8 protein-coding genes are annotated in these 12,885 nt (G+C 37.2%); 6 read left to right on the top strand and 2 right to left on the bottom strand.

Features of this window, described 5'->3' with window-relative positions; translation table 11 throughout:
- Window positions 1–58: 58 nt before the first annotated feature.
- Together murF and gldJ are read right to left on the bottom strand one after the other, a co-directional pair.
- Window positions 59–1,333, bottom strand: coding sequence for a UDP-N-acetylmuramoyl-tripeptide--D-alanyl-D-alanine ligase (murF, locus tag OD90_RS11380; RefSeq protein ID WP_144669287.1), 1,275 nt, complete (start codon window positions 1,331–1,333; stop codon window positions 59–61).
- A gap of 70 nt (window positions 1,334–1,403) precedes the next feature.
- Window positions 1,404–3,059 carry a gliding motility lipoprotein GldJ gene (gene gldJ / locus OD90_RS11385; RefSeq protein ID WP_144669288.1) on the bottom strand — a complete coding sequence of 552 codons (1,656 nt, stop codon included), beginning with the start codon at window positions 3,057–3,059 and terminating at the stop codon, window positions 1,404–1,406.
- Window positions 3,060–3,270: 211 nt separating this feature from the next.
- On the opposite strand from gldJ, the gene porU reads away from it, so the two are divergent.
- The 6 genes from porU (at window position 3,271) to OD90_RS11415 (ending at window position 12,850) form a co-directional block, all read left to right on the top strand.
- A complete protein-coding gene (porU, locus tag OD90_RS11390; protein WP_144669289.1) occupies window positions 3,271–7,083 on the top strand; it encodes a type IX secretion system sortase PorU in 3,813 nt (1,270 codons plus the stop codon).
- Window positions 7,084–7,128: 45 nt separating this feature from the next.
- Entirely contained in the window at window positions 7,129–8,322 is a 1,194-nt protein-coding gene (gene porV, locus OD90_RS11395) for a type IX secretion system outer membrane channel protein PorV (protein WP_144669290.1), read from the top strand.
- A gap of 6 nt (window positions 8,323–8,328) precedes the next feature.
- A complete protein-coding gene (gene cdd, locus OD90_RS11400; RefSeq protein WP_144669291.1) occupies window positions 8,329–8,811 on the top strand; it encodes a cytidine deaminase in 483 nt (160 codons plus the stop codon).
- 262 nt (window positions 8,812–9,073) lie between these two features.
- Window positions 9,074–10,072: a pyruvate dehydrogenase (acetyl-transferring) E1 component subunit alpha gene (gene pdhA, locus OD90_RS11405; RefSeq protein WP_144669292.1), complete on the top strand. Its 999-nt coding sequence runs from the start codon at window positions 9,074–9,076 to the stop codon at window positions 10,070–10,072.
- 3 nt (window positions 10,073–10,075) lie between these two features.
- Window positions 10,076–11,773, top strand: a complete 1,698-nt coding sequence (locus tag OD90_RS11410) for a pyruvate dehydrogenase complex dihydrolipoamide acetyltransferase (RefSeq protein ID WP_144669293.1) — start codon at window positions 10,076–10,078, stop codon at window positions 11,771–11,773.
- A gap of 63 nt (window positions 11,774–11,836) precedes the next feature.
- Entirely contained in the window at window positions 11,837–12,850 is a 1,014-nt protein-coding gene (locus OD90_RS11415) for a M20/M25/M40 family metallo-hydrolase (RefSeq protein WP_186434756.1), read from the top strand.
- The last annotated feature ends 35 nt before the right edge of the window (window positions 12,851–12,885 follow it).

Here is a 12,885-nt window from a genome sequence, read left to right on the forward strand (position 1 = left end):
ATGAGAGTTTCCTAAAATTAAGAAATATTATATGCCTAAGCCTTAGATTATGTGATTTCTATTTGATAAGCTCTAGTACTCGTTCCATTTTCATTCCTCTGGAGCCTTTTATAAGTATAGTACTATCTTTAGGTATTCTATAGGAAAATGACTGACTAAAGGCTTCATAGTTACAATGCACTTCTTGATTTTTGTGTTTTTTCGAAAAACCAAAATCTGGGCCTACCGCAAAAAGTTTATTGATAGTTAGTGTTGCTGCAAAGTCTAATATATTTTGATGTTCTTCTTTGGAAGTTTCACCTACTTCAAACATATCACCTATAAAGGCTATATGGTTTTTTGTAGGTTGCAAATCTAGATTCTCAAGAGCAGCAATCATACTAGTAGGATTTGCATTGTAAGCGTCTAAAATAATATGATAACCATCTCGTGAAATTATTTGAGATCGATTATTTTCTGGGATATATTTTTCAATACCATTCTTAATATTAATAGTTTCTAAATCAAAATATTTACCTATAGAAATCGCTGCTGCAATATTTGAAAAATTGTAACTTCCTATAAGGTTGCTTTCAATAAAGGTATCTTCAATTTTTATTTCAAGAGCCCCAGAACTATTGGTAAGCGAGATAGGACAGTCACTTTGACTATTTCCAAAGGTGATACGCTTTACCCCAGTTGATTTCTCGATTTGTATGCTGTCAGTATTGTTTACAAATGCAATGCCATCACTCTTTCTCATAAAGTCATATAATTCACTTTTTCCTTTAATTACTCCTTGAAAGCCGCCAAAACCTTCTAAGTGGGCTTTCCCAAAGTTTGTGATATATCCAAAATTAGGCTCAGCAATTTTAGAGAGCATATTTATTTCCCCTTGGTGATTAGCTCCCATTTCTACAATACCTATCTCTGTAGTTTCATCCATAGAAAGTAGAGTGAGTGGCACTCCGATATGGTTATTAAGATTTCCTTGAGTGGCAACAGTCCTGTATTTCTCAGATAGCACTGCGTTTATAAGTTCTTTAGTAGTAGTCTTCCCGTTACTGCCCGTAAGACCGATGATAGGTACATTAAGATAATTACGATGATAATGAGCTAATTTTTGTAATGTGATTAATACATCATCTACAAGTACAGATTTTTGTGCTAGATCTTTTTTTTCATCAACAATAGCAAGTATAGCTCCATTTTTGATAGCATTTGCTGCAAATTTGTTTCCATTAAAATTTTCTCCTTTTAGTGAAAAATAAATTTGTCCTTTTTTGAGTGTCCGTGTATCTGTGCATACTCCGGTACTATTTAAAAAGTGAAAGTGCAATTCAGCTATAGTCATAATTTCGAGGTTTTTATAATATAAAAAAGCCCTCAAAGAGGGCTTTTAAATATACTATAATAGATTAAGATTATCTTGGGCTTTTTGCTCTTTTAGATTTTGACCCTACTCTTGACATTGCATTACGGAAACCAATGTCGTCTGTAGCCATTCCTTGAGGAAGGAAGCGTCTTTGAGCTGGATCTAACCAATAAGCTCTATCTCTCCAAGACCCACCTTTATACACTCGTACTTCGTCATTTACTAAAGATGTTCTTTTATTTGAGTTATCGTAAGTACGATCTAATTCGCCATCTTCATTTTTATTAATACTGTGTGTAGGTGCATTGTACATGCGTCTCTCGGTATTATCTGCATCTTGATTAAAAGATTCAAAATATCTTGTAGATCGTCTGTCTCCATCTCTGTAGTTACGGTTGTCACTTGTTGAGAATTGAGTTCTTAAATATGTGTCTTCTTCTGTTACAGGAACTTGGAGTATTTCTCCAGGTAGGTCACGTGCGATGATAGTTCCATCAGCAATAGTGTCATATACAATAGAGTCTGTACTTACTACTTTTACCTTTCCATCTTCTCCTATAGCATTTTTTGTATAGACATTACCACGATAGTAGTTAAAATCGTTAAACTCATCATCAACTATTGGGCGATATACATCTGCTACCCATTCTGAAACATTACCAGCCATATCATATAACCCGAAATCATTAGGTTCATATGTTTTAACCTCTGCAGTAATATCTGCATTATCATCAGACCATCCAGCGATTCCTCCGTAATCTCCATCTGCTTGTTTAAAGTTTGCGAGATGATCTCCACGAGTACGGCGTTTTGAAGAACGTGTATAAGAACCATCCCAAGGATATTTCTTACGTCCACGGTATACATTGTAGCTCCTTAATTCTGTAAGGCCAAGTGCTGCATATTCCCACTCTGCTTCTGTTGGAAGTCTATATTTCGGTAAGAGAATACCGTCACTAAGTTGTACGAAAATGTCTGTACTGTCATTTGCTTTCATTCTGCGCTCACTCGATCTTCCTCCACGAGCAAGACTGTCGCTACCACCGTATGTAAGTGTAGGTGCATTCAAATAAGTATCGGTATCAAATGTGGAAGAAGCATCAACATCAAAACGGGCTCCACGAGCTGTATAGCCTTGCTCTTCTAAAATAAGTTCATTTACACGATTTGATCTCCAGTTTGAAAACTCGACTGCTTGTAACCAATTTACTCCAACTACTGGGTAGTTTGCATACGCAGGATGACGTAAGTAGTTTTCTGTCATCGTTTCGTTAAAACCTAAACGATTTCTCCACACTAAAGTGTCTGGAAGTGCCCCTTTATAAATATTTCTATAATTTGGATCAGAAGGAGGGAAGACCTTCTTTAACCAATCAAGGTATTCTAGGTACATACCATTTGTAACCTCAGTTTCATCTATGTAAAATGATTGAATGTGCTGTTGATTAGGAGCGTTATTCCAATCGTGCATTACATCATCCTGTACTTTACCCATGGTGAAAGTACCACCTTCTACGAATACTAAACCAGGCCCAGTAGCTTGTTCTTGATAATCCGTTTTTAGTTTAAAGCCGCCGTCTCTTCCGTCGACATTCCAACCTGTTCCTCGCGAGCTATCTTTGTAGTTGTTTGATTTACTACAACTTGCTAGCATAAAAGATAACGTTGCTAGCGCCAGCATTTTTAATGCAAAGTGTGATTTCATAGGTTTTTGTTCATTAGATTTAAGAGCGCAATATAGGAAAAACTCGTTAAAGTGCAAGTATTTTACGATGATATGCTCAAATTTATTTTCGGTGCTAATAATCTATATAATAACGCCGCTTTTATTTCTTTATTATTGTCTTGCAAAAATACTTTATTTGCACAAGTTTTTACTTATCATACTAAGAATAATACCCTTACGTTAGCTACATATGAAATTACTTTTTACCTGTCTTATTTTTTTTGCTACAAATTTGTACGCGCAAAAGGATTCTTTTTCTATTCAATGGGAATCAAGTAAAAATGATTCAGAAAAAAATGGGGAGCGTTTGTATTTGCATCTTACAGAAAGCGAAGAAGGTGTTTGGTCTTATCAAGAGCAATGGCTTTTACCGCAACCCATAAATGCTTCTTCAACAAAGCTGGTTAATATAAGTTATGAGCCAGTCCCTAGAAGCTGGCTTTCAAAATTGAACCCTAATAAAGTACCTAATGAACCCAGAGCGATTTTTGCAACTGCTACTTCAAGAAGTGATCATTATGCAGTTGTTAAATTTTCTCCATTTGTGAAGCAAAATGGGCAAATTTATAGAGTGGTCAGTGGTGAGGTTGATTACGCTTTCGCGAAAGCGCAACCTACTTCTTATAAATCGTCTTTACCAATTACTAATAGTATTCTTGCTAATGAAAACCTCTACAAATTTTATGTAGAAAATACTGGTGTCCATAGAATTGATAGAGAATTCTTAAGTAATTTAGGTGTCAATACTAATGCTATAAACCCTCAACGAATCAAGGTGTATGGTTTGGGTGGTTCTCCTTTACCCCTGCGTAATAGTGATAATAACACCTATGATTTAAGAGAAATCCCCGTACAAGTTACAGGTGAAGAAGATGGTTCTTTTGACTCAAATGATGATATTTTATTCTATGGTGAGAGTACTTATAAATATCACGAAGAGTTGAATACGCATATTAACCCTTATTCTAATAAGTCTTACTATTATATTACTGTAGAGGGAGCAAACGGTCTTAGAGTACAGCCATATACGGAGCCTGTAGGGACTCAAGTTGCGACTTTTTCAACATATGATCAGTATGCATTTCATGAAGAAGATAATACAAATATTGTGCGCATTGGCCGTCGTTGGTTTGGTGAGCGGTTTAATTTTGAAACAAATCAAAGTTTTGAGTTTAGTTTACCAAATGCTATTCCTGGAGAGATAGCTAGGCTCAAAGTAGTAGTCGCAGCTGTTTCAGAAAGTGCGACTTCTTTTGATATTTCCGTTAATGGAGTGGTAGTGGGTACAATACCCCTTGCTGCGATATCAACAATTTCCCTTGCACGTGGAAATCAGATAGAAATCGATGTTCCTATAAATAGCCAGTCTGCTATTGTAACACTTACATATAACAATAATGGTAATCCTTCAAGTACAGGGTATTTAGACTACATAAGTTTAGATGTTCCCTCCCAGTTAACGGGCACAGGTGATCAATTTATTTTTAAAAATAATTCAGCAGCAGCGCAGTCAGGAATTGGCGCTTATGAATTGAATGAAATGCAAGAATATACTCAAATATGGGAGGTGACAGATCAAACAGATATACGTGCGTTGCCTTTGGGAGGATCTCCGGATGTAGTTTTTAAGAGTATGCTCGGGAGTGAACGTAAGTTTGTAGCTGTTACTACTAGGGATTATTTCTTACCCTTGCGCGAAAGCGGAAATTCTCAAGTAACAAGACAAAATTTAAAAGGCACGGTTTTTCAAGGCCCTAACGGGACTTTTGAAGATGTAGATTATCTGATGGTGACAAGTAATTTATTGCGACCTCAGGCCGAAAGACTCGCGCAGCATAATAGATTATATCGTGGACTGAATGTCAAGACTGTTACTCTAGAAGAAATCTACGAAGAATTTGGTGGGGGACGACAAGATATAGGGGCAATACGTAATTTTATTAAGTATGTATATGATAATGCTTCAAGCGATGTTGAGAGGGTAAAATATGTTTGTCTTTTTGGAGATACTTCTGTAGATTATAAGGATCGCATACCTGCAAATAACAATGTGATGCCTACTTTTCAAACGTACGAAAGTTTTAGTCTTGTAAGCTCATTTATGAGTGACGACTTTTACGGATCTATGGATCCAGATGAAGGTACTATGCGTTCAACAGATAGATTAGATATAGCTGTAGGTCGAATTGTTGCAGATACTCCTCAACTTGCAGCAACCATAGTGGACAAAATTATAAATTATAATGACCGTTCATCTTATGGCCGATGGCGTAATAATTTTGTCCTTGTTTCTGATGATGTTGATGAGGTTTTTGAATTTACAGAGCTTCAAGGCACCTTAGATGATCTTGGTGATCAAATAAGTATGCAAAAACCTTTTGTAAACGTTTATAAAATACATAGTGATGCCTTTAGGCAGCAATCCTCTGCAGGGGGTAATAGGTACCCAAAAGTAAATGAGGCTATAGCAAATGCGATTGAGGTAGGCTCTCTAGTGGTTACCTATCTTGGTCATGGGGGCGAGGAATTACTTGCCTCAGAAGCTATTGTCACTCAAAATGATATCGATAGACTTGATAATGGGGAGAAACTCCCGCTTATTGTTACAGTTACTTGTGAATTTGGAAAATTTGACAATCCAGAACGACCTACTGGAGGAGAGCGTCTCTTGTGGAATCCCAATGGGGGTGCGGTTGGTATGGTTACAACAACCCGAGAGATAAGTGTTAGTTTAGGTGTGCAGTTTAATAATGTACTTGCGGGAGAAATATTCTCTTTTGGGAGTAATGTAGTTGAAAGTGTTGCCGAAAATCTGAGAGCATCAAAAAATACTATTCCTAACGGTTTGCGGCGAGTTATTTTTTTCTGCGGAGACCCAGCAATGAAGCTTGCGTTTCCAAAACCAGATATACAGCTTACTGCAATTAATGATATAGCTGTGGGCACCACATTGCCAGAATTAAAAGCCCTTGATCTTGTAAAAATGAGTGGAAGAGTGTTGAATGAATCTGGACAGATATTATCTGATTATAGCGGAACACTAGCGGTGACTCTTTTTGATAAGCGTATTGAAAGGCAAACGTTAGGAAACGACGGTACAACAAATGGTGCAGGTGAACTTCTCATAATGGATTTTACCACTCTAGGTGCGATTCTCTATAGGGGGCAAGCATCAGTGACTAATGGAAATTTTGAATTTACTTTTCGGATGCCTCGAGATACCTCAATTCCTTTAGGTAATGGGAGGCTTAATTTTTATGCCGAGCGCACGGGTGCCTTAGAGGATCAAACTGGTGTGAATATGAACATCATTGTAGGGGGGCTTAATGAAAATGCACCAGAAGATAACGAAGGTCCAAAAATAAGTCTCTTCATGAATGATGAAAACTTTGTGGATGGCGGTATCACAAATGACTCGCCTATTATATTAGCAAAGTTAGAAGATGAGAACGGAATTAATACAGCGAGTGGTATAGGTCATGATATGATTGCTATCATTGATGGTGACGAAACTAACCCTATTGTATTGAATGATTTTTATGAAACAGATGTTGATGATTTTATGAAAGGGACTGCTGCGAGGAAATTAAGGGATTTAGAATCTGGCTTACATACCCTTTCTTTTAAAGCTTGGGATGTTTATAATAACAGCTCAACAGCAGAATTGCAGTTTGTTGTGGCAGGTAATGAAGAGCTTGAAATTAATAACGTACTTAATTACCCAAACCCATTTGTTAATTATACAGAGTTTTGGTTTAATCATAATAGGCCTTTTGAGCCACTTGATGTTCAAGTTCAAATTTTTACTGTAACTGGCAAAGTGATCAAAACTATTAATCAGTCAATAGTTACAGATGGATTTTTATCTAGAGATATTACATGGAATGGGCTCGATGATTTTGGACAAGCTTTAGGAAAAGGTGTGTACGTGTATAAGATTACCGTAAAATCTACGTTAACTAACAAGCAAGTGGAAAAAATCGAGAAGCTCGTAATCCTCTAAACCTAAAAATATAAAAAGTCTATATTTGCCAAAATTCTATCTTTTATGAATAAGTTTTCTCTACTGCTTTTGGTAGTTTTTCTATTGTCTTCTACTATTGTGAGTGCTCAGCAAGATGACCGTAATGCAATAACAACAGCTGTTCCTTTTATTATAATCGCAGGTGATGCTAAAGCTGCTGGAATGGGGGAGCAGGGTGTTGCAACTAGCCCCGATGCTTACTCAGGGCAATGGAATCCAGCAAAAATGGCTTTTATAGAAAGTAAATACAGTGTAGGTTTCAATTATACGCCCTATTTAGGGAATCTTGTTAATGATATTGGTTTAATGCAATTGTCTTATGTAAATCGTCTTGACGAGCGTAGTGCATTTGGTGCTAGCTTACGATATTTTAGTTTAGGGACTATAAATACAAGAAGAGATGCTAGTGACGTGGGTCTTGATGTAAAGCCTAACGAGTTTGCTTTTGATGCTACGTACGCATTAAAACTTGATGATCAATTTTCAATGGCAGTGTCAGGACGCTTTTTACAGAGTAATTTGAGATTGAACGGTCTTGATGATTTACAAGATGCAAGTCCAGCGAGTTCTTTTGGGGTAGATATTGGGGCTTACTATCAATCTGAGCAAAAAACATATACAGATTTTGATGGTCGCTGGAGGGGAGGTCTTAATATCTCAAATATAGGTCCTAAGGTTAAATATAGTGATGCTGGAGAGGAAAATTTTATACCAACCAATCTAAAGATTGGGGGAGGTTTTGACTTCATACTAGATGATTATAATGAAGTGTTTGTGGGGTTAGAATTTAATAAATTACTGGTACCTACACCTCCAAGATTCGGGAGAGTAGATTCTAATGGTGATGGAGAAATTACAAATGATGACGATGTCGTGATTGTTGCGGGTCAAGATGATGATGTAAACTTTTTTACTGGAATTTTTCAATCATTTGGAGATGCTCCAGATGGGTTTAGTGAAGAACTCAAAGAGATAACATGGTCATTAGCGGCAGAGTATACCTATGATGATGTTTTTGCACTGAGATTGGGGTACTTTAACGAAAGTGATCTAAAAGGGGCTCGTAAGTTTGCAACCTTAGGAGCTGGCTTTGAATTTAACTCTATTGACTTAGACCTTTCTTATTTGTTCTCAACAGGTTCTGTGAGAAGTCCTTTAGAAAATACACTTCGATTTGGTCTTACATTTAGTTTTGGTGATAAATACGAAGAGTATTAATAGTATATGAAAAAAATAAAAATAGAATCGTTTTTGGAAGTTTTTGAATCAGTAGATGCACTTCCAGAAACGATTTCTGCATTAATGGAAACTGCATTTGAAGCTAGAGAGAAGGCATATGCACCTTATTCTAATTTCTACGTAGGTGCTGCACTATTGTTAAACAATGGAGAGACAATTTCTGGTAACAATCAAGAGAATGCAGCATATCCTTCTGGTCTTTGCGCAGAACGCACAGCAATCTACTATGCATCTGCAAAGTATCCGCACGCTAAGATGGTAGCTATGGCGATTACTGCTAGGGCAAAAGAAAAAGTCACTACAACGCCTATTCCGCCCTGCGGGTCATGTCGTCAGGCCATAGCAGAATATGAAATTAAACAAAAATCACCTATTCCATTATATTTTATGGGAGAGCGTGGTGAGGTGATGAAAAGTGATTCTTTGGAGAATTTACTACCATTCTTATTTACTGCAGATTACTTATAGGATAAATACGTTAATGATAATTATTAAATAAGTTGACTTCTTCTCTTTGCCTTATTTATTGCTATCCTTATAATTTTCGCGAAAGCGAAATCTTTTTGAATAAAGTCATTTTTTGACCAAAAGTTATTGTTAGATAAAGAATTTTCATTGTTTCAATTTACTCGTTTGCGTATTAATTTTTACAAGATACAGTTTCTCAAATCTCCTTAAAGTGTTATTTTTGATAGTAGTTCAAATTTGAGCTACTTTTATACGCGTATAGATGAAAAAAATTACCAAAAAGACGTATCTTAATTGGTACGAAGAAATGCTTTTCTGGCGTAAGTTTGAAGACAAACTTGCTCAAGTATATATTCAACAAAAAGTTCGAGGGTTCTTACACCTATACAACGGACAGGAGGCTATCCTGGCGGGATCTCTTCATGCAATGGATTTATCAAAGGATAAAATGATTACTGCTTATCGTAATCACGTACAACCTATAGGTATGGGGGTAGACCCTAAGCGCGTAATGGCAGAGCTTTTTGGGAAAGCAACAGGAACTTCTCAAGGGCTAGGTGGGTCTATGCATATTTTCTCTAAGGAAAAAGGATTCTATGGAGGTCACGGTATTGTGGGAGGTCAAATCCCATTAGGTGCGGGTATGGCTTTTGGAGATAAGTATAATGATACTGGAGCTGTCACGCTTTGCTTTTTTGGTGATGGTGCAGCACGTCAAGGCTCTCTACACGAAACATTCAACATGGCGATGCTTTGGAAACTACCTGTAGTATTTTGTGTTGAAAATAATGGTTATGCGATGGGTACCTCTGTGGCGCGTACTGCAAACCATGAAGATATTTGGAAGTTAGGTCTTGGCTATGAGATGCCTTGTGGTCCAGTAGACGCAATGGATCCAGTAGCTGTGGCTGAAGCAATAGATGAAGCAATGGAACGAGCACGTCGTGGTGATGGACCTACATTTTTGGAACTAAAAACCTATCGTTATAGAGGGCATTCCATGTCTGATGCGCAGCATTATAGAACTAAAGATGAGGTGGCAGAGTATCAAAAAATAGACCCTATAACTCAAGTAAAGCAAATTTTACTTGATAAGAAATATGCCACAGAAGAAGAAATCAAGGAGATGGATAAGAATGTAAAAAAACGTGTAGCAGCATGTGAAAAATTTGCAGATGAAAGCCCATTTCCAGATATTAATGTCATGTATGATGTCGTATATGAGCAAGAAGATTATCCATTTATATCTCATAAATTATAAGCTATGGCAGAAGTAATTAACATGCCGCGATTAAGCGACACTATGGAGGAAGGGACTGTTGCTACATGGCTTAAGAATGTAGGTGATGCAGTTTCAGAAGGTGATATTCTAGCAGAAATAGAGACCGATAAAGCAACCATGGAGTTTGAATCCTTCAATGAAGGAGTATTACTTCATATTGGTATTCAAGAAGGAGAAACTGCAAAGGTAGATACACTGCTAGCAATTATAGGAGAGGAAGGAGAGGATATTGCTGATTTAATATCAGGCGATAACGCTTCCGCGAAAGCAGATAAAAGCACAGACGATTCCGAAGAAAGAGATACATCTAATAAAGATGAAGGAGAATCAAGTGATGAAAATGAAAACTCTCCAGATGTAAATGATTCTAACGCTGGTTCAAAGGTGCCTGAAGGAGTTATTGTAGTTACAATGCCTAGGTTATCTGATACGATGGAAGAGGGAACTGTAGCCACTTGGCTCAAAGGAATTGGCGATGAAGTGGCAGAAGGAGATATTTTAGCCGAAATTGAAACAGATAAGGCTACTATGGAGTTCGAGTCATTTCAATCTGGGACTTTACTTCACATAGGTATTCAAGAAGGGGAAACAGCAAAAGTTGATGCATTGCTGGCTATAATAGGTCCAGCTGGTACAGACGTTTCTGAAATTGCCAAAGAACAAAAGACTGCGGCTTCAAAGAATACACCTAAAACAGAAAGCAAAAAAGAACCCACAAAAACAGAAAGCAAAGAAGGTAATTCTAAAATGCCCCCAAAAGCAAAGTCTAATGCAACACCAAGTTCAGGCAGTTCTTCTTCACCAACTGTAATAACCAGTGGCGGTAGAGTGATAGCTTCACCATTAGCTAAAAAAATAGCAGAAGAAAAAGGGATTAACCTAACTGAGGTGAAAGGATCTGGAGAGAATGGCCGTATAGTAAAAAGTGATGTTGAGAATTTCGTTCCTGGTAACAATACAGCTGGTTCAACCGTACAGCAATTTGTAGCAACGGGAGAAGAAAGCTATGAGGAAGTAGACAACTCACAAATGCGTAAAGCAATTGCAAAAAGTCTTGGTAAATCAAAATTTACAGCGCCTCATTACTACTTAAACGTAGAAATGAACATGGAAAATATGATGAACTTCCGAGGGCAGTTCAATCAACTTCCAGACACGAAGGTTTCTTATAATGATATAATCATTAAAGCAACGGCAATTGCGTTAAAGCAGCACCCACAGGTTAACTCTCAATGGTTTGATGATAAAATGCGTTTAAACCATCATGTCCATATTGGAGTAGCAGTAGCCGTTCCTGATGGATTAGTAGTTCCAGTAGTAGAATTTGCTAATGAGAAATCTTTACAACAAATAAATGCAGAAGTAAAGGTTCTTGCTGGAAAAGCTAGGGATAAAAAACTAAAGCCAGATGAGATGTCTGGATCAACGTTTACGATTTCAAATTTAGGGATGTTTGGAATAACAGATTTCACCTCTATAATTAATCAGCCTAACAGTGCAATTCTTTCAGTAGGTGCTATTGTTGAGAAGCCAGTTGTTAAAGAGGGACAGATTGTGGTAGGTCATACTATGAAGTTAACACTTGCTTGTGATCACAGAACGGTGGATGGAGCCACAGGGGCTCAATTTTTACAAACGTTACGTACTTATATTGAGAATCCAGTGCTAATGCTAGCGTAACCGTAATCTAAATTAAAAATGTATAACCCACGCAAACGCGTGGGTTTTTTTATCTTTACGATTATGAAAAACTTTGTTCTTATCACAGTAGCAGTACTTTTTATAGCTTGTGGATCTACTCCTCCACTAGTTCCAGTATCAACCACTAATATACCTGTTACTTCCACTATCTCTGATCCAGAGATGGATCAAGTGACAATGGTCTTGCCAGATATTTCAAAAATGACTTCTGTCCAAAAGACACTAGAATTTCTAGCAGCAGATGAGCTTCAGGGAAGAGATACAGGGAGTCCAGAAATTGAGATGGCAGCACAATTTATAGAAGCACGTTTTGAACATGCAGGTGTCAAGCCATATTATGAAACATATAGAGACGAGTTCATTGCAATGGGAAAGGAGGCTTTTAATATAGTAGGGGTATTGCACGGAAGCGATCCATTACTTAAAAAAGAAGTGGTTTTGATAGGAGCCCATTACGATCATATAGGAACTGGTAAAGCTATAGGAGGTGATACCATCGCAAATGGAGCAAATGATAACGCGGCGGGAACTACAGCAGTACTCGCTCTAGCAGATCACTTTGCCAAAACAAAATCAAATAAGAGAACACTCGTTTTTGCTTTATTTTCTGCCGAAGAAAAAGGGTTGTTAGGCTCAAAACATCTTGCAAAAAAAATGAAAGAGGCTGCTGTAGATCTTTATATGATGTACAATATTGAAATGATAGGAGTACCGATGGAAGGAAAAGACCATCTTGTCTATGCTTCTGGGTACGAGTTGTCTAACTTTCCAGAAAAATTCAATGAATATACAGGAAATAACTTAGTAGGTTTTTTACCAAAAGCAAAAGAGTTTAATCTTTTTATGCGTAGTGATAATTATCCCTTTTATCAAGAATTTACTGTTCCTGCACATACGGTCTCATCTTTTGACTTCACAAATTTCGAGCATTACCATAGTGTTAAAGATGAAGTTGAATTAATAGATATCCCTTTTATGGAAAAGCTTATTGCTCAGATGGCAACAGGCCTAGAGGGAATCTTAAGTAGTCCTACAAAGGAAATAATGATAAAATAGTAAAGCGGTCCTAACGTTACTCCTTCGATCACCCT

The sequence above is a fragment of the Dokdonia sp. Hel_I_53 genome (assembly GCF_007827465.1).
In the GTDB taxonomy this organism is placed as follows: domain Bacteria; phylum Bacteroidota; class Bacteroidia; order Flavobacteriales; family Flavobacteriaceae; genus Dokdonia.